The organism is Amycolatopsis sp. NPDC048633, assembly GCF_040650695.1.
GTDB lineage: Bacteria > Actinomycetota > Actinomycetes > Mycobacteriales > Pseudonocardiaceae > Amycolatopsis.
The window spans coordinates 189561-209695 of the sequence record NZ_JBEZHS010000003.1 but is presented as its reverse complement, the minus strand read 5'-3'; the positions used below and the strand labels follow the sequence as shown (position 1 = coordinate 209695).

Below are 20135 nucleotides of genomic sequence, written 5' to 3'. Positions count from 1 at the left end.
ATGACCACCAGCGACTTCCACCTGAGCGGCGGCTACGCCCCCGTCCACGACGAGCTGACCGCGTTCGACCTCCCCGTCACCGGCGCGCTCCCGCCCGAGCTGACCGGCTGGTACCTGCGCAACGGCCCGAACCCGCGCGAGGACAGCCAGCACTGGTTCACCGGCGACGGCATGGTCCACGGCGTCCGGCTCGAACACGGCCGCGCCGCCTGGTACCGCAACCGGTGGGTGCGCACCGACAGCTTCGGCGACCCGGATCTCAAGCTGTACAACGAAGACGGCTCACGCAACCTGCATGCCAGCGTCGCCAACACGCACGTGGTGAACCACGCCGGGCGCACGCTCGCGCTCGTCGAATCCTCGCTGCCGTACGAGATCACGACCGACCTCGAAACCGTCGGCGCCTACGACTTCGGCGGCGAGCTGGCCGACTCGATGACCGCGCACCCGAAGATCTGCCCCACGACCGGTGAACTGCACTTCTTCGGCTACGGCAGCATCACCGCGCCGCACGTGAGCTACTACCGCGCCGACGCCGCCGGGAAGCTCGTCGTCAAGCAGCCCATCGACGTGCCGGGGCTGACGATGATGCACGACTTCGCGCTCACGGCGGAGCACGCCGTCTTCTACGACCTGCCGGTGGTGTTCGACCAGGCGTCGGTCGGCAAGGGCATGCCCTACCACTGGGACGCGGGCTACGGCGCCCGGCTCGGCGTGCTGCGCCGCGACCGGCCCGAAGCCGGCGTGCGCTGGCTGGAGATCGAGCCCTGCTACGTCTTCCACACGCTCAACGCGTTCGACACGCCGGACGGCCGGATCGTCGTGCACGTCCTGCGGTACGACCACCAGTGGCAGGCCGGCCACGACGACCCGCCGGCGTTCCTTTACCGGTGGACCATCGATCCCGTCGCGGGGACGGTGACCGAGGACCGGCTCGACGACCGCCCGGGCGAGTTCCCCCGCATCGACGACCGGCTCGCCGGCTCCGACGCGCGCTTCGGGCACGTCACCGGCCACGACGTCCTGCGCCGCCACGACCTGCACGCGGGGACCAGCACCGAGCACGTCTTCGCGCCCGGGCGCGTCCCCGGCGAAGCGGTGTTCGTCTCGGCGGAGCACGGCGAAGGCTGGCTGCTCACCTACGTCTACGACGCGGCGGAAGACCGCAGCGACCTCGTCGTGCTCGACGCCGGGAACGTCGCCGCGGCCCCGGTCGCCACGGTCCACCTCCCGCAGCGGGTTCCCGCGGGCTTCCACGGGAACTGGCTGCCGGACGCGTGAAGCGTCAGGCGAACTTGGTCTTCGGCCGCTCCTGCCGGACGTCGTCGACGTAGACGTCGACCTTCTCGTCGAGGAACGCCACCAGACCCGCGGCGCGTTCGCTCTCCGGCAGCGGCGTCGGGTAGCTCCAGGCGAGGTCCTCGTGCCCGGCCACGTCGAAGTGGTCGGCGGCGCCCTTGTACGGGCAGTGCGTCACGGTGTCGATCTGCTCGAGCAGATCCATCCGGACGTCGACGCGGGGCAGGTAGTAGCGGGTCGGCAGGCCGGTCTCGAACAGCAGGTGCGGCCGCACGGTGTCGGCGACGGTGACGCCGCCGACCTCGATCCGCACGTGCCGGGAGCTCGGCAGGATGTCGACCCGGACGCCGGGGTCGCGCGGGTGCGTGAAGATCTGCTCGTCCTCTTCGAACCAGTCGAAGGCGCCGAACTCGAAGCGGACGTGGTCCCGGAGCTCCTCGATCGGCGAATCCGGGTATTCCAGCGCGGCGTCCACCGCCTCGGCTCCGCCACCCTTTATCGTCGACAGAACGCCTTCTCCGCGGCTGGGCGAGTGCGACGTCCGGCCGGAGGGAGCGAGAACGCCGTCCACGACGTCCGCGCGCGGGAAGTAATACGTGGGGTAGTAGGGAACTTCCCACACCAGAAGGGGGTGCACCGTGTCCGCGACGACCTGCCCGCCGAGGAACACGCGTACCCGCTTCGTGCCTTGTGCCACGCGGACCCGGCCGCGTACCGGAGTGCTCATGCCCCGGTCAACGGGTCCCGAAGCGGGCGTATTCCGGCGAAACCGGGGTTCGGGCGGCTAGCGTGGCAGGAAGCACGAGGACGACAGGAAGCAGGCACGGGTGGCCGGCGTAGAAGCTCCAACGGTCGGGACCCCCGCCGGGATGCGCAAGATCAACCAGCGGGCGGTGCTCGACCTGCTGCGCCGCAGCGGACCGGCGACCCGGCCGCAGGTGGCGAAGGACACCGGGCTGTCGAAGCCGACGGTCAGCCAGGCGCTGCTGGCGCTGGAAGCCGCCGGGCTGGCGCGCCCGACCGGGCACACCTCCACCGGCACCGGGCGCTCGGCCGTGCTGTACGAGGCCGACCCGACCGCCGGGTACGTGCTGGGCGTCGACATCGGGCGCGAGCACCTCCGCGTCGCGGTGTCGGACCTCGGCCGCACGATCGTGGCGCGCCGCGACGAGCGAAACACGGCGCGTTCCGGGGCCGCGCTGGTCACGGCGGTCGGGAAGATCGCGGCTTCGGCCGTCGCGGAGGCCCGGTTGTCGCCGGCCGACATCGTTGTCCGCGTGGTCGGCTCCCCCGGCGTCGCCGATCCGGAGAAGCGCTGCTTCCGGCACGCGCCAAACCTGCCGGGCTGGGGCCGGGCCGGGCTGATCGACGACCTCGAGGCGGCGCTGGGCCCGGACCTGATGGTGGAGAACGACGCGAACCTGACAGCCGTCGGCGAGGGCGAAAGCGGCGCCGCGCGCGGGGCGTCGGTGTTCGGCTGCATCACGATCGGCACGGGCGTCGGCATGGGCATGATGGTCGACGGCCGGGTGTTCCGCGGCGCGACGGGCGCGGCGGGCGAGATCGGCTACCTCCCGTACGGCCGCACGCGCGCGGCCGATTCTCCCGGTTCCCCGCCCGCGCGCGGCCACCTCGAAGAGGCGACGGCGGCCCAGTCGGTGGTCCGCGGCGCCCGCGAACTCGGCCTGGGCACAGCGAAGTCGGCCCGCGAAGTGTTCCGCCTGGCCCGCGAAGGCGACGAGCTCGCCCGGCGGGCCCTGGAGGCGGAAGCGGACCGGCTGGCGTACACGGTGGCCTCGGTGGCGGCGGTGATCGACCCGGAGCTGATCGTCCTGGGCGGCGGCATGGGCGCGGCGGCGGACCTGCTGCTGGAGCCGTTGGACCGCGCGCTGCGGGCGTTCACGCCGCTGGTGACGAAGGTGGTCCAGGGCGAACTGGGCGAGGACGCGGTGCTGGCGGGGGCGATCAGTGTGGGGTTGCGGGCGGCCCAGGGCCTGGTCTTCGACCGCCGCGTCGGCGCTTAGGCCGCGCCGGCGCCGAGATCAGGCCGCGCGCCAGGCTTCGCCGCCCGTCGAGACTCGCCACGGGGTCAGCTTCAGCACCGTGATCTTCGGGTCCCGGTGGTCCTCGCCGCCCAGGATCTTCGGGTCGTAGCCCAGCGGCTCCGGCGTCGACGCGAACAGGTCCCACAGGTACCGGCGCGTCTCCTCGTCGTCCGTGAACTCCGCCCGGCACTCCGCCACCGCCACCTCGTGCTGCGGGTCCCAGTACGAGCACGACACGTACGGCGAGGCCTCCAGGTGGGCCACCTTCAGCGGTGTCGGGCGGGTGAACAGCCAGCCGGTGAGGCCGTCCGGGCCTTCTTCCCAGATCGGGTGGACCACCCGCGACCGCGGCCGGCCCCGGCGGTCGACGGTCACCAGCGTGCACCACACGATCCGGTGCGCCACGCGGACGAACGCTCCGGCCAGCTGGACCGGAAGTCTGCTAGATTCCACAACCATGGTTGTGCACCCTAGCACCCTCGACCTGTCTCTCACCGCCCTCTTCGCCGGCTGGGCGATGACCGACGAGGTCCAGCGGCGGCTCACCGGACAGGGCTTCGGCGACCTCCGGTTCAACGACGGCGTCGTGATCCAGCACGTCCTGGCCGCGCCGCTGTCCATCACCGCGCTGGCCGACCGGATGGGCGTGACGCAGCAGGCCGCGTCGAAGGCCGTCGCCGACCTCGAGCGCCGGGGGCTGCTGCAGCGCGCGCCCGATCCGGACGACGCGCGCACCAAGCTCCTGCACCTCACCGAGCACGCGCACGACGCCGTCGAAGCCACCCGGACCCTGAGAACAGGACTTCAGGACGAACTGGAGGCGGAGTTCGGCGCCGCCCGCGTCGAGGACGCCCGTGCCTTGCTGGCGGCGGTCATCGGCCGCTTCGGCGGCGACGACGCGATCCGCGCGAGAAGGGTTCGCCCGCCCCGATGATTACCTGACACGTAATCGACGGCGAAGCCCGCGCAGCCGACGATGAACGCATGAGCCGAACGAACCGCATGATCGTCGTCGACTGCCTGGAAAACCTGTTCGTGCACAAGGACTTCGACGCCGCAAAGGCCGCGCTGCACCCCGATTTCGTCACCCACAGCCCCGGTTTGCCGAACGGCCGCGACGCGTTCGCCGACGCCGTCAAGAACTCGCCGCTGGCCGGGGCGACCGCGGAGATCGAGCACATCGTCGCCGAGAACGACCTCGTCATGGTGCACCTGCACGTGGCCGGCACGGCCATCGTCGACATCCTGCGCGTCGAGGACGGCCTCCTCGTCGAGCACTGGGACGTCAAGCAGCCCGGGTGATCACGCAGGTCCCCGACGCCGTCGCCAGCAGCTTGCCTTCGGCGTCGCGGATCTCCCCTTCGGCGAACGCGATCCGCGAGCCCTCCTTCACCACCCGGCCGGTCGCGCGGATCTCGCCGCGGCCCGCGTGGATGGCGCGCAGGTAGCTCACCTTCAGCTCCACCGACGAGTAGCCGACGCCGGCCGGCAGCGTCGTGTGCACCGCGCAGCCGAGCACCGAGTCCAGCATCGTGGCCGCGACGCCGCCGTGGACCATCCCGATCGGGTTGTACAGCGACTCGTCGGGTTCGGCGACGGCGACCACCTCGCCGTGGCCGATGTGCTCCCAGCGCAGCCCGAAGTGCGCGGCGATCGGCGGCCCGGGCACGCGCCCCTCGGCGATGGCCGTCATGAACTCGAACCCGGTCATCGTGATACCGAGGCGGGCGGTCGGCAGCGGGTCCTGCCAGGTGATGGTCTTCGAACGGGTCTGCGCCCCGGCGGCCACGTCGGTCATCTCGGCTCCTCGGCTATGACGACTGTCTTAATCGCAGCCTCGCCCGCGCGCCCGCCGGCGTCAAGCGGGGCGTGACCCAGGCCACCGGCGGTCCCGGCCCGGGTGGAATCATCCGGGGGTGGACAACGACGCCGGCCGCAAGCTCATCGACCCCGAACGGGTGGCCGCCGCGGTCGACGGGCTGGGCGACCGGGCCGTCATCGACGAGTGGGCCCAGCGCTTCTCCGTGGTCGCCGACCCGTCCCGGCTGGCTCTGCTGGTCTCGATCCACTACGCCCGCGAAATCAGCGTCACCGATCTCGCCGCGGTCACCGGCATGACGGACACCGCGGTTTCCCAGGCCCTGCGGCTGCTGCGCGCGCACGGGCTGGTCACCACGCAGCGCACCGGGCGCGTCGTGCGCTACCGACTCGCGGACGCCACCGTGCACGAGCTCATCCATCGGGTACGGCCGCACCCGGCACAGCCCGTGACCGACGAGGACCGGTAGCGTGCGGGCATGACGGGACTGCCCGAGACCATCACCGCCTGCCTGTTCGACCTCGACGGAGTGTTGACCGGCACCGCGGTTCTCCACAGCCAAGCCTGGAAACGGACTTTCGACGAGTTTCTGCACGCCCGCGACGGTGCTGACTTCCGGGAGTTCACCGACCAGGACTACGCGACCTATGTGGACGGCCGCCCGCGCGCCGACGGAGTTCGCGAATTCCTGCGCTCGCGCGGGATCGAGCTGCCGGAAGGCACTCCCGACGACGCCCCGGACGCCCCGACCGTGAACGGCGTCGGCAACCGCAAGAACGAGCTGGTCCTGAAAATCATCGACGAACGTGGGGTCAACCCCTACCCCGGCTCGATCCGGTACCTCGAGGCGGCCAAGGCGGCCGGCCTGCGGATCGCCGTCGTGACGTCGTCGGCGAACGGCGCCAAGGTGCTCGACGCCGGTGACCTGACCAAGTACATCGAAGCCCGCGTCGATGGCCTCACCATCCGTGAGCGGAACCTCAAGGGCAAGCCCGCGCCGGACTCGTTCCTGGCCGGCGCCGAAGCACTCGGCGTCGAGCCCGCGCACGCGGCCGTGTTCGAGGACGCCCAGTCCGGCGTGCAGGCCGGGAAGGCCGGCAACTTCGGTTACGTCGTGGGCGTGAACCGCGCGAACCAGGCCGAGCAGCTCCGGGCCCACGGGGCCGACATCGTCGTCGACGACCTCGCCGACCTCCTGGAGGATTGATGACCGAAGAAGAACCCCGCGGCTACGAATGTTCGCCGTGGGAGCTGCGCTGGCGCGGCATGGACGTCGACGCCCTGCAGCGCACCGAGTCGGCGTTCGCCGTGTCGAACGGGCACATCGGGATGCGCGGCACGCTCGAGGAGGCCGAGCCGCGCGGGCTGCCCGGCACCTACCTCAACGGGTTCTACGAGCAGCACGAGCTCCCCTACGCCGAAGCGGGCTACGGCTACCCCGAAGAGGGCCAGACCGTCGTCAACGTGACCGACGGCAAGATCATCCGGCTGCTCGTCGAGGACGAGCCGCTCGACATGCGCTACGGCGCCGCCACCAAGCACGACCGGGTGCTCGACTTCCGCAAGGGCACGCTGTGCCGCAGCACCGAATGGTCGTCGCCGACCGGGCGGCGGGTCCGCGTGCGCACCGAGCGGCTGGTGTCGTTCACCCAGCGCGCGGTCGCCGCGATCCGGTACGAGGTCGAGCCGCTCGACGAGGACCTGCAGCTGGTCGTCCAGTCCGACCTGCTGGCCAACGAGCCGATCGAGTCCGACACCAGCGACCCGCGGGTGGCCGCCGCGCTGAACTCGCCGCTGGTCGGCGAGTTCCACCGCGCGTCCGACTACAACGCCGTGCTGGTGCACCAGACCCGCCGGTCCGGGCTGCGGATGGCCGCGGCGATGGACCACAAGATCGAGGTGGACGACGGGATCCGCGCCCGCATCCACTCCGAGGAGGACCTCGCGCGGCTCACCGTCGCGGTCGACGTGCCGAAGGGCGGGCGGCTGCGCATCACGAAGTTCCTCGCCTACGGCTGGTCGGCGCAGCGGTCGGTGCCCGCACTGCGGTCGCAGGTCGAGGCCGCGCTCGCGGGCGCGCGCCAGACCGGCTGGAAGGGCCTGGTCACCGAGCAGCGCCAGTTCCTCGACGACTTCTGGGCCACCTCGGACATCGAGATAGAGGGCGATCCCGAGCTGCAGCAAGCGGTTCGCTTCGCGCTGTTCCACCTCCTGCAGGCCGGGGCCCGCGGCGAAAGCCGCGCGATCGCCGGCAAGGGGCTGACCGGGCCGGGCTACGACGGGCACGCCTTCTGGGACACCGAGTCGTTCGTCCTGCCGGTGCTCACCTACACGATGCCGGACGCGGCGCGCGACGCCCTGCGCTGGCGGCACTCCACAATGGACAAGGCGCGGGAACGCGCGCACCAGCTGGGGTTGCGCGGCGCGGCGTTCCCGTGGCGGTCGATCAACGGCGCCGAGTGCTCGGCCTACTGGCCGGCGGGCACGGCGGCGTTCCACGTCAGCGCGGACATCGCCGACGCCGTGGTGCGCTACCTCAACGCGACCGGCGACGACGAGTTCGAGCGCGACTACGGCACCGAGCTGATGCTCGAAACCGCGCGGCTGTGGGCGTCGCTGGGCCACCACGACCGGCACGGCGCCTTCCGCATCGACGGCGTCACCGGGCCGGACGAGTATTCCGCGGTGGCGGACAACAACGTCTACACGAACCTGATGGCGAAGCGGAACCTGCTGGCGGCGGCGGAGTCGTGCGAACGCCAGCCGGACGTGGCGGCGCGGTTCGGCGTCGACACGGTCGAGCTGGACTCGTGGCGCGCGGCGGCCGCGGCGATGTTCCTGCCCTACGACGAAGAACTCGGTGTGCACCCGCAGTCGGAGGGCTTCCTCGACCACGACGAGTGGGACTACGAGCACACGGACATCGCGCACTACCCGCTGCTGCTGCACTTCCCGTACTTCGACCTGTACCGCAAGCAGGTCGTGAAGCAGGCGGACCTGGTGCTGGCGCTGTACCTGTGCGGCGACTCGTTCAGCCCGGAGGAGAAAGCCCGCAACTTCGCCTACTACGAAGCGAGGACCGTGCGCGACTCCTCGCTTTCGGCGGGCACGCAGGCGGTGGTCGCGGCCGAGGTCGGGCACCTCGAGCTGGCGTACGACTACCTCGCCGAAGCCGCGCTGACCGACCTGCACGACGTGCACAACAACGTGCGCAACGGCCTGCACATGGCGTCGCTGGCCGGGGCGTGGCAGGGTGCCGTGGCCGGGTTCGGCGGCCTGCGCGACCACGGCTCGACGCTGGCGTTCTCGCCGCGGCTGCCGCCGCAGCTGGACCGGATCACCTTTCGCCTGATGTTCCGCGGCACCCGGTTCCAGGTCGAGATCGACCGCGACCAGGCGACCTACCACGTGCTGGACGGCGAGCCGCTGGAAGTGCGGCACCACGGCGAGCGCGTCACGGTCACCGCCGAGCCGCAGCGGTTCGCGATCCCGAAGATCGACGCGGGCGACCCGCCGGGGCAGCCCCCGGGCCGGGCGCCGATGCGGCGTGACTCGGAAAAGGTGCGTCAGTACGCGGATCCGACCAACCCGGTCACCCTGGAAGGTCGCTGACGGCATCCCGCCCGGGTGGGACCGGCACATCTTCGGTCCCGCCCGGGTTCACGTCCGGGTCCGGCGCGGTCGGCACGTCGTGCGTCAGCGCGCCGGGAGTGGGGAGCTTCGGGAGCTCGTCGTCTTCGTCGTCACGGGCGTGGCTGTGCTGCTGTTGGCTCATTCTTCCGGAATACCCGGTTTTCCCGGCCACGACCAGGGGTCAGGCCGCCGCGACCTTGTTCCCGGCCTTTTCCCGGGCTTTGTCCTGCAGGGTCAGCAGCAGGCCGTCACGGGTCGACCAGGGGCAGATCGCGACCTTGCCGCCCGCGACCGTCAGCAGCGCTTCCGCCACGATCGCGCCCGCCAGAGCCTGGTGCGCGCGGCTGCGGGAGATGCCCGGCAGCTTCGCGCGCTTGGACGGCGGCAGCGCGGCGAGCCGCGGGATCCAGGCGCGCAGGTCGTCGAGCCGCAGCTCCCGGCACCGGCTCGGGCGGGCGCCCGCCAGCCGGGCGAGCTGCTGCAGCACCTTCGAACAGCCGACGACGCGCGGGTCGTCGACGTCCGCGGCCAGCAACGTGGTGGTCACGACGTCCAGCGCGTGCGCGCGAAGCGCCTTGACCTGCTTGGTCGACACGCGCTCGCCCGGCATCCAGTCGCGGGTCATCGACCGCGCGCCCAGCGGCAGCGACCGCGCGAACGTGGCCTGGTCGCCGCGGCCCGCGGCGAGCTCGACCGTGCCACCGCCGATGTCGAGCACCAGCAGCGGCCCGGCCTCGGCGCCGTACCAGCGGCGGGCGGCCAGATAGGTCAGTTCGGCTTCGCGGCGGCCCGAGAGGAACCGCAGCTCGACGCCGGTTTCGCCGGCGACGTGCCGGACGACGTCGGCCGCGTTGGCGGCGTCGCGGATGGAGGACGTCGCGAGCGGGTAGATGTGGCTCACGCCGTGGCGGTACGCGCTGGTCATGCCGGCGGCGACGGCGGCCGTGACGGCGGCGATGCCGCGGGCGGAAAGCCGGCCGCGGGTGTCGAGCTCGCGATCGAGGCGCAGCCGCGTCTGGTGGTTCAGCAGCGGCTCGCGAGGCGAACCGTCCACCGAGACCACCACCAAGCGGGCGCTGAACGATCCGACGTCCAGTACGCCCACCGCGGGCTCTTCGATTTTTCGCACGACTCGGCGCACCTCACTTCCGCCACGGGTGGATATCCCCAGTTCGACAGGTCGAAACACGCAATACTGCCCGAAATCGCCGAGATCTGCCGGTGATTGACGGTTTTACCCCCTCCGGTCGTGCCTTGTTGACGCGAAGGTCACAGTGGGATAACCCGATCGAGTGAACCGCACCACTGCTGGACACGATTCGGTAACGCCCGCTCCCCGCGTCCCGACTTACCGGCGTGCGGCAGGGGAACGTGGGTGAGCGGCACGCGACGCTCGTACGGCCGGCCGCCGCCGTGCTCGCGGTGGTGGCCGGGCTCGGTTGCGTCCTGCTCGGCGTCACGGCGGTGCTCACCCCGGGCGCCCCGGCCGGCCACGGTGCGGCCGTGGACCGGCCCGTGACCGTCGGCGCCGGCGTCCTGCCGGTCGCGCTGGTGATCCCCGACCTGGGCCTCGCGCTGAACCACCTGGTGCACCTCGGCCACGTCGGCGGCCGCCGGGAGCAGCCCGGCACGGCGCTGGGCGTCGGCTGGTTCGCCGACGGCCCGGCCCCCGGCGCCCCGGGCGTCGCGGTGCTGTCCGGGCACTCCGGCTTCGGGTACTCGAGCGGAGCGTTCGCCAGCCTCGGTGCGCTGATGCCGGGCGCCGCGGTGGTCGTGCGCGACGACGAAGGCCGCGAGGCCCGCTTCCAGGTCCGCAAGACCGCGTCGTTCCCGCCGGGCGAGCCGGACAGCACGCTCGTCGCCCCGGACGGCCCGGGCCCCGAGCTGCGGCTGATCACCAGCGACGGGACCCACGACCTCGCCGGGACCGACTCCCCGCGGATCGCCGTCTACGCGGTCCCGGTCTGACGCCGGTCGCGAATGACTCATTCGCGGCGTCCGGGCTCAGCCGAGCAGGTCCCGCAGCTGGGCCACCGCCGCGACGCGCGCCTCGCGGCCGGGCAGCATCGGGTTGACGACCAGCGTGCTCGCCCCCGCTTCCTTGAACGCCGCCAGCCGCTCCTTGACGTACCCGGCCGGGCCGACCAGAGAGATCGAGCGCAGCAGCTCGAGCGGCACGGCCGCCGCGGCCTCTTCCTTCTTGCCGTCGAGGTAGAGGTCCTGGATCAGCTTCGCCTCGGCCTCGTAGCCGTAGCGGCGGGCGAGGTCGTTGTAGAAGTTCTTGCCGCGCGCGCCCATCCCGCCGACGTAGAGGGCCACGAGCGGGCGCAGGTGGTCGAGCAGCGGCTCGACGTCGTCGCCGATCGCCAGCGCGAGGCTGACGAAGGTGTCCAGCTCGCCCAGCGCCGGGTCGCGCTTGGCCTTGCCCGCGGCCAGGGACTCGCCCCAGACGTCGGCGGCCTTCTCCGGGTGGAAGAAGATCGGCTGCCAGCCCTCGGCGATCTCGGCGGTCAGCGCGACGTTCTTCGGCCCGAGCGAGGCCAGCAGCACCGGGATCCGCTCGCGCACCGGGTGGTTGATCAGCTTGAGCGGCTTGCCGAGGCCGGTGCCCTGCTCCGGCGGCAGCGGGATCGTGTAGTGCTTGCCGTCGTGGACGACCCGCTCGCGGCGCCACACCTGGCGGCAGATCTCGACGATCTCGCGGGTGCGGGCCAGCGGCGCGTCGTACTTCACGCCGTGGAAACCTTCGATGACCTGCGGCCCGGAGGCGCCGAGCCCGAGGATGAACCGCCCGTCGGAGACGAAGTCGAGCCCGGCCGCGGTCATCGCGGTGAGGGTCGGCGTGCGGGTGTAGATCTGGAAGATGCCCGACGCGAGCTGGACGCGCTCGGTCTTCGCGGCCAGGTAGCCGAGCTGGCTGACGGCGTCGAAGGAGTAGGCCTCCGGCACGAAGACGACGTCGAGGCCGGCCTTCTCCAGTTCGACGACGTCGGCGACGCTCTCGGCGAAGCCTCCGGCGTAGCTGATCGCGGTCCCGATCCTCATGGACGTCCTCCCGTGCTGAGCAAGCGCTTAGTAGGGGTCATTATGCGGCAAGCCGGCGGCCCGGCGGTGTGCGCAGCACCACTCACCGGTCCCAGGAGCCGGCCACCAGGTCGAGCACGACGAGAATCGTCAGGACGACCAAGATCGGAAGCGCGTGCACCCGCCAGCGGTAGGTCCTCAGTATTCGCCCGACAGTGATCTCGGGCTCCGGCCGAACCGTGACGACTTCGACGTCGCTGAGCTTGCACCGTGGCGAGAACGCCGGTGTGCCGTCGACGAGCAAGGTGTAGCTCAGACGCTGGCCGGCCTTGATCAGGCTGGGCTGGACTTCGAGGCGCTCCTCGACCAGTTCGACCGGGGGCGGCGGAGTCACTCCCGCCCCCTCGGAGTCGAAGGCGAGCTGCCCGATGATCCGGGTTCCCACATCCAGGACGATCGGACCGTCGAAGCTGCCCCTGGTTATGTCTCGTCGACCCCGGCTGACGACGTTGACCGTCACCAGCTGCGGATCCGCCGGCTCTTGATCGGTCAGCATGATCCGCAGGCCGAGCTGCTTGCCGTTGTGGTGCAGGAGTGGTGTCCGCGCCGACGTGTAGAGGTGCAGCCGGTGCCGGGGACCGGCCGAACGGTAGGTTGCCACGATCGCGCCGAGTCCCAAGACGATCGCGACGACCACAGCGACAATCGTCCAGAAAGTTCCGGAGGCGTACCAGGGGTCGTCCGTCATGACGACCGTGGCCGAGTGTGGAACAGACGTCGCCGACACGCCGGGTATCGAACCACACCGGCAGCTCAGCGTCCGGCGAGCGTCCGGACCACCAGCTCCGCCGACGCGCCGGCGCCGAGCGTCGTCCCGGCGTAGCGGACGTCGGCGGCGAGCGTGCCGGCCGGGCGCTCGTCCCGGACCGTGAGCCACACAGTGACCATCAGCAGCCAGCGGACGATCAGGTAGACGAACAGCAGCACGCCGACGAGGGTGCCGAACGCGGCGACGGCCGGCGACCGGCCCAGCAGGCCCAGGTAGAGCCCGCCGGCCTGCTGGATCGCGCCGAGCCCGACGGCGGCGGCCACGGCCGGGCGCAGCGTCGAACGCAGCGGCAGCGGCCGGCGCGGCAGCCGGGCCAGGCACCAGGCGATGACCAGCCAGTTCGCCGCGAGGCCGAGCAGGAGCGAGCCCGCGACGAGCACGAAGCGCGCGAAGCCGCCGCCCAGCCCGGTCAGGTGCAGGAGCCAGGTGCCGGCCGCGCCGGTGAGCGCGGCCAGCCCGAACGACACGGCCATCGCGAGCCCGACGCCGGCGAGCGCGAAGACGTCGGCGACGATGCCGCGCAGCAGCGGCCGTGCGGTGCGTTCCTGGCCGAGCATCGCGGTGACCGCGTCGCGGACGTTGCTGATCCAGCTCCAGCCCGAGTAGGCGGCGACGGCGAGCGCGAGCAGCCCGATCCGGCCGCGTTCGCCCACGACCGTGTGCACGACACCGGTGACCTGCCCGCCGATCTCGGGCGGCAGCGAGCCGTCGATGACCCGGTCGAGCTCGGTCGCGAGCAGCCGGTCACCGGCCAGCACGAACCCGGCCACCGAGACGGCGACCATCACCAGCGGGACCAGCGCGAGCAGGCTGAAGAAGGTGACCGCGGCCGCGTAATGGTCACCGTCGCGTTCGCGGTACCGGGCCAGGGTCGCCCCGGCCCGCCGGACGCCCCTGCCCAAGGCGGCTTTCCCCGCTCCACGTCCCACCGGCCGACCCTCTCATCCGCGCGCGTCCCCCGCAGTCCGACCCGGCAGCAGCGAAAACGTCACGGCCGGATCTCGCACGATCCGGCGTGATCACAGCCGGATCTCGCGTGATCCGGCCCGTGATTCACGTGATCGGGGCCGTAACTCGCGAGTTCCGGTTCCGAGCACGCGAGTCACGCGTTCAATCACGCGAGTTCCGGTTCGGATCACGCGGATTCCGGAATTCGCCGCGGGTCAGCCGGGGACCACCGTGCCGCGCACGTCGCCGAAACCGACTCGGGTTCCGGCCGGGCCGGGGGCCGTCGCGCTGATCACCACCTCGTCGCCGTCCTCCAGGAACGTTCGCCGCTTGCCGTCCGGGAGGTCCAGCGGCTCGCGGCCGCCCCAGGACAGCTCCAGGAACGAGCCGCGCTGGTCGCGGTCCGGGCCCGTCACCGTGCCCGAGGCGAACAGGTCGCCGGTGCGCAGGCTCGCGCCGTTGACCGTCAGGTGCGCCAGCTGCTGCGGCGCCGTCCAGTACTGGGTCGCGAACGGCGGGCTCGACACCAGGTGGCCGTTGAGCCGGACCTCGATCGCCAGGTCCAGCCCCCACTTTTCGCCGGTGCGCAGGTACTCGAACGGTTCCGGGTCCTGCGGCGGGCCCTCGACCCGCGCGTGCTCCAGCGCCGCGAGGGGGACGATCCACGGCGACACCGACGTCGCGAACGACTTGCCGAGGAACGGGCCCAGCGGCTGGGACTCCCAGGCCTGGATGTCGCGGGCCGACCAGTCGTTGACCAGGCAGACGCCGAAGACGTGGCTCGCGAAGTCCTCTGTGGACACCGGCGTGCCCGGGGTGGACGGGACGCCGACGACGAACCCGACCTCCGCCTCGATGTCCAGCCGCTGCGACGGGCCGAACGAAGGAGCGTCGGCGTTGCGCGGCTTGCGCTGCCCGTGCGGGCGGACGACCGGCGTGCCCGACGTGACGACCGTGCCCGCCCGGCCGTGGTAGCCGATCGGCACGTGCTTCCAGTTCGGCGGCAGCCCGGCCGCGTCCGGCCGGAAGATCCGGCCGGCGTTGAGGGCGTGCTGCTCGCTCGAGTAGAAGTCGACGTAGTCGGCGACCTCGAACGCCAGGTGCGTGCTCACCTCGGCCAGCGGCACGAGGTGCGGGCGCAGCGAGTCGGCGTACCGGGGTTCGGTCAGCCAGGTCCGGACACTCTCGCGGACCTCCCGCCAGGTCTCCGGCCCGGCGGCCAGCAGCGGGTTGAGCACCCCGCCGGTGAGCAGCGGAGCGAACGCCGACGCGGTCTCGGCGGCCGCGGCGGTCAGGTCGAGGACCTGCTCCCCGACGAGCACGCCGACCCGCCGCTCGGGCGCGCCCCCGACCGAGAACACGCCGTAAGGCAGGTTGTCCAGACCGAACGGCGTGTCGTCGGCAAGGTCGAGCCAGGTCACGTCTGCTGCTCCTCGTCGTCCGGGCCGAGCCGGGTCATCTCACCCGTGCTCACAGAGCCGACACGCGTGATCGGGGAGTCGACACGCGTGATTGGCGGGTCGACACGGCGTTTCACTCCTTGTCCCCGGTGGAGCGGGCCGCGACCCAGGTGGCCACCACGTCCGCCAGGACCGGGAGCGGCAGGGTTCCGCTGCCCAGCACCGTGTCGTGGAACTCGCGGATGTCGAACCGCTCGCCCAGCGCCCGCTCGGCGTCGGCGCGCAGGCGCTCGATCTCCAGGCGCCCCACCATGTAGCCGAGCGCTTGGCCGGGGTGGCCGGCGTAGCGGTCGATCTCCGCCTCGATCTCGATCTGCGCCATCGGCGTGTTCTCGACGAGGAAGTCCACCGCCCGTTGCCGGCTCCAGCCCAGCGCGTGCAACCCGGTGTCGACGACCAGCCGGGCCGCTCGCATCGAGTCCTGCGTCAGCAGGCCGAGGCGCGAGACGTCGTCGGAGTACAGCCCCATCTCGTCGGCGAGCCGTTCCGCGTACAACCCCCAGCCTTCGGCGTAGGCGTTGAACATGGCGATCCGCCGCAGCAGCGGGACTCCGGTGAGCTGCTGCGCGAGCGTCAGCTGGAAGTGGTGCCCCGGCACGGCTTCGTGGAACGCGACCGACTCGCCGAGCGTCCGCTGCCGCTGGTCCGCCTCGTGCGTGTTGGCGTAGTACGTGCCCGGGCGCGAACCGTCGAGCGACGGGTCGATGTAGTACGCGATCGAGCCGCTCTCGGCCTCGGCGGCGGGCACCGCCGCGACCTCGCACTTCTGCTCGGGAATGCGCGAGAACCACTGCGGCGCCACGGCTTCCGCCCGCGCGATCGTCCGCCGGGCGGCGTCCAGGAGCTCGTCACCGTCCCGCCAGCGCAGCGCCGGGTCCGTGCGGATCCGCTCGAAGATCTGCGCGAGGTCGGTCGTGTCGAACACCTTCTGCCCCAGCTCGCGGTACTCCCCCGCCAGCCGCTCGATGATCGCCAGCCCGGTGTCGTGCAGGTCCTGGGCCGTGCGCTCGGTCGTCGTCTCCGCGCGGATCAACGCCGCATAACGCTCCGGGCCGCCCGGCAGGTCACCGATGCCCGGCGACGTCTCCGGCCGCGCGACCGGGACCACTTCGCCGGCCAGGAAGTCCCGGTAGCGCGCGTACGCCGGGTACACGACTTCGGCCAGCAACCGGTCACGCTCGGCCTCGAGCCCGTGGACCGGCACCTTCAGCGGATCGGCTTCCGGAGCCGCGAGGTAACGCTCGACGTACCCGACGCCGATGCGCGCCAGGAACTCCGGCGGTGTGAGGCCCTCGGCGAGCGCCGCCCGCTGCCGCTCGATCAGCTGGTCCAGGTACGTGCCGACCGCCGCGAGCCGGCTCAGGTAGCCGCGGGCCTTCGCCTCGTCGTCGAGCACCGTCTGCGGCAGCTCCATCAGCAGTTCCAGCGCCGGCGCCGCGAGCCCGTCGCTCACCGCGATGTCAGCGCGGCCCGAGTCGAGCACGTCGATCAGCGTGCGCGCCTGCCAGATCACGACGTCGCGGGTGACGCGCGCGTCCGGTGCCAACGCCGCCGCGTCGAGGGCTTCGGCCCGCCTGATGAGCCCGGCGAACGCGGCGCGCTGCCGGGCGCCCGCCTCGGCGGACTGGTCGGCGAGCCGGTCGTGCGCGCCGGGGAGACCGTAGAGCGACGGCAGCAGCGGCTGCGCCTCGAACATCAGCTCCAGGCACTCGTCCGCGAGCGAGTCCGGGGTGTCGGTCCGGCTCGCGACCCAGTCGGTGACGACCTTGGCCAGCGCCGAAAGCGGCAGCATGCCGTGGCCCAGCACGACTTCGTGGAACTCCCGGATGTCGAAGCCCTCGCCGAGCGCTTCCTCGGCCCCGGCGCGCAGCCGCTGGATCTCCAGCCGCCCCACCATGTACCCGAGGGCCTGGGCCGGCCAGCCGACGTACCGGTCGATCTCCGCCTCGATCTCCATCCGCGCCATCGGCGTGTTCTCGACGAGGAAGTCGATCGCCCGCTGCCGGCTCCAGCCCAGCGCGTGCATCCCGGTGTCGACGACCAGCCGGCCCGCCCGCATCGAGTCCTGCGTCAGCATGCCCAGCCGGGCGACGTCGTCGGCATACAGGCCCATCTCGTCGGCCAGCCGCTCGGCGTAGAGCCCCCAGCCCTCCGCGTAGGCGTTGAACATGCCGATCCGCCGCAGCAGCGGCAGGTCCCGCAGCTCCTGGGCCAGGCTGAGCTGGAAGTGGTGGCCCGGCACGGCTTCGTGGAACGCGATCGCCTCGCTGGTGAACCGCGGGCGCTTGTCGGCCTCGTGCGTGTTGGCGTAGTAGGTGCCCGGCCGCGAACCGTCGAGCGACGGCTGGAGGTAGTACGCGATCGTGCCGCTCGCCGCGTCGGCCTCGGGCACCGGCGCGACCTCGCACTTCTCGGCCGGGATGCGCGAGAACCACTGCGGCGCCACGGCTTCGGCGCGGGCGATGGCGTCCCGGGCCGCGGACAGCAGCTCCTCGCCGTCGCGCCAGCGCAACGCCGGATCGGTGCGCAGGCGCTCGAAGATCTCGGCGAGATCGGTGGTGCCGAACACCTTCTGCCCCAGCTCGCGGTACTCCTCCGCCAGCGATTCGATGATCGCCAGCCCGGTGTCGTGCAGGTCCTGCGCCGTGCGCTCGGTCGTCGTCTCCGCGCGGATCAAAGCCGCGTAGCGCTCCGGGCCGCCCGGCACGTGACCGATCCCGGGCGCGGTGTCGGGCCGGCCGACCGGCTCGACCTCGGTGCGCAGGAAGTCGCGGTAGCGGGCGTAGGCCGGGTGGACGACTTCGGCGAGCAGCCGGTCGCGTTCGGCTTCGAAGCCCTCGACGGCCGCCGTCGTGCCCACCTTCAGCGGGTCGCTGTCCGGCGCGGCGAGGTAGCGCTCGATGTACTCGACGCCGACGCGGGCGAGGTACGCCGCCGGCACGAGCCCCTCGGCCAGGCTCTCCCGCTGCCGCTCGGTCAGCGTCTCGAGGAACGTGCCGATCGCGCCGAGCCGGGCGAGGTAGCCGCGGGCCTTCTTCTCGTCGTCGAGCTGGTAGTACGGCAGGTACAGCAGCAGCCCCAGCGCGGGCGCGGTCAGCCCGTCGCTGACCGCGATGTCGGCGCTGCGGGCCCCGAGCCGGTCGGCCTCCACCTCGGCGGAGGCGACGACGACTTCGCGCGTCACCGCCTCTTCCGCGGACAGGCTGCCGGCGGGCAACGCCCGGGCGCGGGCGGCCAGGTCCCGGAACGCGGCGAGGTACCGCTCCTGCGCGGCCCGGCTCTGGTCGGCGAGCCGGTCGTGGTCGGCGGGCAGGCCGAAGACCGACGGGTACAGCGGCTCCTGCTCGAAGGTCAGCTCGACGAGCTCGGCGGCCAGGCCGTTGGCCGTGTCGCCGTGCCCGGCCACCCAGTCGTCGACGGCGGAGGCGAGCGCCGAGAGCGGCAGCGCGCCCCCGGCGAGCACGAGGTCGTGGAACGCGCGGATGTCGAACCGGGAGCCGAGCCGCTCCTCGGCGCCGGTGCGGATCCGCTGGATCTCCAGCCGCCCCACCATGTACGCCAGCGCCTGGCCCGGCCACGCGATGTAGCGGTCGATCTCGGCCTCGATCTCGACGCGGGCCATCGGCGTGTGCTCGGCCAGGTAGTCGACGGCCTCCTGGCGGCTCCACCCCAGCGCGTGCAGGCCGGTGTCGACGACCAGGCGGCCCGCCCGCATCGAGTCGGCGGTCAGCATGCCGAACCGGGCGACGTCGTCGGAGTACAGCCCCATCTCCTCGGCGAGGCGCTCGCTGTAGAGGCCCCAGCCCTCGGTGTAGGCGGTGAAGGAGCCGATGCGGCGCAGCAGCGGCAGGTCGGTCAGGCCGGTCGCGACGCTCAGCTGGAAGTGGTGCCCCGGCACCGCTTCGTGGAACGCGACCGACTCGGCCGAGTGCCGGAACCGCTCGGTGGCCTCGTGGGTGTTCGCGAAGTAGATGCCGGGCCGGGAGCCGTCGGCGGCCGGGCGCAGGTAGTACGCCGGGGGCGCGCCGGGCGCGGCCTCCTCGGGCACCGCTTCGACCAGGCACGGCTGCGACGGCACGGTCCCGAACCACTTCGGCGCCTCGGCGGTGGCCCGGGCCACCGCCGTGCGGGCGGTGTCCAGGAGCTCCTCGCCGCTGGTCCAGCGCAGGGCCGGGTCGGTGCGCAGGCGCTCGAAGATCTCCGCCAGGTCGTCGGTGCCGAACACCCGCTGCCCCAGCTCGCGGTACTCGGCGGCCAGCGCGTCGATGATGTCGAGCCCCGTCCGGTGCAGCTCCTCGGGGGTGCGGTCGGTGGTCGTGTGCACCTTCGCCAGCCGCGCGTACGTCTCTTCGCCGCCGGGCAACCACTTCAGGCCCGGCCGGTCGGCGGGGCGCCCGTGCGGCTGCACCTCGGCGATGAGGAACTCGCGATACTCGGCGAAGGCCGGGCGGACGACTTCGGCCAGCAGCTCGTCGCGACGGCGGCCGAACTCCTCGTCCGGCGCCGGCTGGCGGCGGAGCGGGTCCGCGTCCGGGTCGGCGAGGTAGCGGTCGAGGTGCGCGATCGCGGCGTCGACCAGGTGCGCCACCGGGACGCGCCCGGCGTCGACGCCCTCGGCGTGGCGCCGCGCGGCCTGGCGCAGGTACTCCGGGATCGCCGCCAGGCGGCCGAGCTGGGCCTCCGCGGCCTCGCCCGCCGTCACCGTCGTCATCGGCAGCACCATGAGCAGCGAGGCCGCGGGCGCGACCATGATGTCGGTGACGGTGTACTCGGCCATCCGGCTGTCGATCGACGCGACCCGGTCTTCCGCCGTGGCGATCAGGACCTCGCGGGTGACGCGGTCTTCGGCCGAGAGCCCGTCGACGGCCAGCGCGCGGGCCCGCTCGGCGAACTCCGCGAGCCGGGCCCGGTGCGCCTGCTCGGCCTCGGCGGACAGGTCCGGCAGCCCGGGCTCGGCCGGGCGGACGCCCAGCACGGCAGGCGTCAGCGGATCGGCGGCGAACAGCGCTTCGACGAACTCGTCGGCGAGCTCGGTGACCGCGGTCATGGCAGGACCCCCAGCGTCGATGGTGTGCTCC

18 protein-coding genes are annotated in these 20135 nt (G+C 72.3%); 8 read left to right on the top strand and 10 right to left on the bottom strand.

Annotated elements, in window-relative coordinates; genetic code table 11:
* Entirely contained in the window at positions 1-1281 is a 1281-nt protein-coding gene (locus AB0C38_RS09615) for a carotenoid oxygenase family protein (RefSeq protein WP_360669250.1), read from the top strand.
* 4 nt (positions 1282-1285) lie between these two features.
* Here the strand turns inward: AB0C38_RS09615 and AB0C38_RS09610 are convergent, their stop codons facing one another.
* On the bottom strand, positions 1286-2026 hold the full coding sequence (locus tag AB0C38_RS09610) for a DUF427 domain-containing protein (RefSeq protein ID WP_360669248.1): 741 nt from the start codon (positions 2024-2026) through the stop codon (positions 1286-1288).
* A gap of 100 nt (positions 2027-2126) precedes the next feature.
* On the opposite strand from AB0C38_RS09610, the gene AB0C38_RS09605 reads away from it, so the two are divergent.
* Positions 2127-3323: an ROK family protein gene (locus tag AB0C38_RS09605; RefSeq protein WP_360669245.1), complete on the top strand. Its 1197-nt coding sequence runs from the start codon at positions 2127-2129 to the stop codon at positions 3321-3323.
* 18 nt (positions 3324-3341) lie between these two features.
* Here the strand turns inward: AB0C38_RS09605 and AB0C38_RS09600 are convergent, their stop codons facing one another.
* Entirely contained in the window at positions 3342-3803 is a 462-nt protein-coding gene (locus AB0C38_RS09600) for a pyridoxamine 5'-phosphate oxidase family protein (protein ID WP_360669242.1), read from the bottom strand.
* Here AB0C38_RS09600 and AB0C38_RS09595 point away from each other — a divergent pair.
* Both AB0C38_RS09595 and AB0C38_RS09590 read left to right on the top strand, forming a co-directional pair.
* The gene (locus AB0C38_RS09595) at positions 3802-4278 is read left to right on the top strand and encodes a MarR family transcriptional regulator (RefSeq protein WP_360669239.1); all 477 of its coding nucleotides are present in this window, start codon (positions 3802-3804) and stop codon (positions 4276-4278) included. The two genes, AB0C38_RS09600 and AB0C38_RS09595, sit on opposite strands and share 2 nt — an antisense overlap.
* Positions 4279-4328: 50 nt before the next feature.
* A complete protein-coding gene (locus AB0C38_RS09590; protein WP_360669236.1) occupies positions 4329-4646 on the top strand; it encodes a nuclear transport factor 2 family protein in 318 nt (105 codons plus the stop codon).
* On the opposite strand, the gene AB0C38_RS09585 is transcribed toward AB0C38_RS09590, so the two are convergent.
* Positions 4630-5142 carry a PaaI family thioesterase gene (locus AB0C38_RS09585; RefSeq protein ID WP_360669233.1) on the bottom strand — a complete coding sequence of 171 codons (513 nt, stop codon included), beginning with the start codon at positions 5140-5142 and terminating at the stop codon, positions 4630-4632. The genes AB0C38_RS09590 and AB0C38_RS09585 overlap by 17 nt on opposite strands.
* A 118-nt stretch (positions 5143-5260) precedes the next feature.
* On the opposite strand from AB0C38_RS09585, the gene AB0C38_RS09580 reads away from it, so the two are divergent.
* Genes AB0C38_RS09580 through AB0C38_RS09570 form a run of 3 tightly spaced genes read left to right on the top strand, consistent with a single transcriptional unit; the run spans position 5261 to position 8775 of the window.
* Complete coding sequence (locus AB0C38_RS09580; RefSeq protein ID WP_285480339.1) at positions 5261-5632, top strand: metalloregulator ArsR/SmtB family transcription factor; 372 nt, start codon at positions 5261-5263, stop codon at positions 5630-5632.
* Between the two features lie 9 nt (positions 5633-5641).
* Positions 5642-6370 carry a beta-phosphoglucomutase family hydrolase gene (locus tag AB0C38_RS09575; RefSeq protein ID WP_360669229.1) on the top strand — a complete coding sequence of 243 codons (729 nt, stop codon included), beginning with the start codon at positions 5642-5644 and terminating at the stop codon, positions 6368-6370.
* Positions 6370-8775, top strand: coding sequence for a glycosyl hydrolase family 65 protein (locus AB0C38_RS09570; protein WP_360669226.1), 2406 nt, complete (start codon positions 6370-6372; stop codon positions 8773-8775). Before AB0C38_RS09575 ends, AB0C38_RS09570 begins: the two co-directional genes overlap by 1 nt.
* Here the strand turns inward: AB0C38_RS09570 and AB0C38_RS09565 are convergent.
* Both AB0C38_RS09565 and AB0C38_RS09560 read right to left on the bottom strand, forming a co-directional pair.
* On the bottom strand, positions 8756-8938 hold the full coding sequence (locus AB0C38_RS09565; RefSeq protein ID WP_360669223.1) for a hypothetical protein: 183 nt from the start codon (positions 8936-8938) through the stop codon (positions 8756-8758). The two genes, AB0C38_RS09570 and AB0C38_RS09565, sit on opposite strands and share 20 nt — an antisense overlap.
* Before the next feature lie 39 nt (positions 8939-8977).
* Complete coding sequence (locus AB0C38_RS09560) at positions 8978-9925, bottom strand: exopolyphosphatase (RefSeq protein WP_360669220.1); 948 nt, start codon at positions 9923-9925, stop codon at positions 8978-8980.
* A gap of 242 nt (positions 9926-10167) precedes the next feature.
* Here AB0C38_RS09560 and AB0C38_RS09555 point away from each other — a divergent pair, with 242 nt between their 5' ends.
* Positions 10168-10764 carry a class F sortase gene (locus tag AB0C38_RS09555; protein WP_360669217.1) on the top strand — a complete coding sequence of 199 codons (597 nt, stop codon included), beginning with the start codon at positions 10168-10170 and terminating at the stop codon, positions 10762-10764.
* A 36-nt stretch (positions 10765-10800) separates the two neighbouring features.
* Here the strand turns inward: AB0C38_RS09555 and AB0C38_RS09550 are convergent, their stop codons facing one another.
* The 5 genes from AB0C38_RS09550 to AB0C38_RS09530 form a co-directional block, all read right to left on the bottom strand.
* A complete protein-coding gene (locus tag AB0C38_RS09550; protein WP_360669214.1) occupies positions 10801-11841 on the bottom strand; it encodes an LLM class F420-dependent oxidoreductase in 1041 nt (346 codons plus the stop codon).
* 82 nt (positions 11842-11923) lie between these two features.
* Positions 11924-12517, bottom strand: a complete 594-nt coding sequence (locus tag AB0C38_RS09545) for a hypothetical protein (protein ID WP_360669211.1) — start codon at positions 12515-12517, stop codon at positions 11924-11926.
* A 116-nt stretch (positions 12518-12633) separates the two neighbouring features.
* Positions 12634-13551, bottom strand: coding sequence for a YhjD/YihY/BrkB family envelope integrity protein (locus AB0C38_RS09540; protein ID WP_360669209.1), 918 nt, complete (start codon positions 13549-13551; stop codon positions 12634-12636).
* A 261-nt stretch (positions 13552-13812) separates the two neighbouring features.
* Entirely contained in the window at positions 13813-15018 is a 1206-nt protein-coding gene (gene fahA / locus AB0C38_RS09535; RefSeq protein ID WP_360669206.1) for a fumarylacetoacetase, read from the bottom strand.
* Between the two features lie 112 nt (positions 15019-15130).
* A complete protein-coding gene (locus tag AB0C38_RS09530) occupies positions 15131-20104 on the bottom strand; it encodes a DUF885 domain-containing protein (RefSeq protein WP_360669204.1) in 4974 nt (1657 codons plus the stop codon).
* Positions 20105-20135 lie beyond the last annotated feature (31 nt).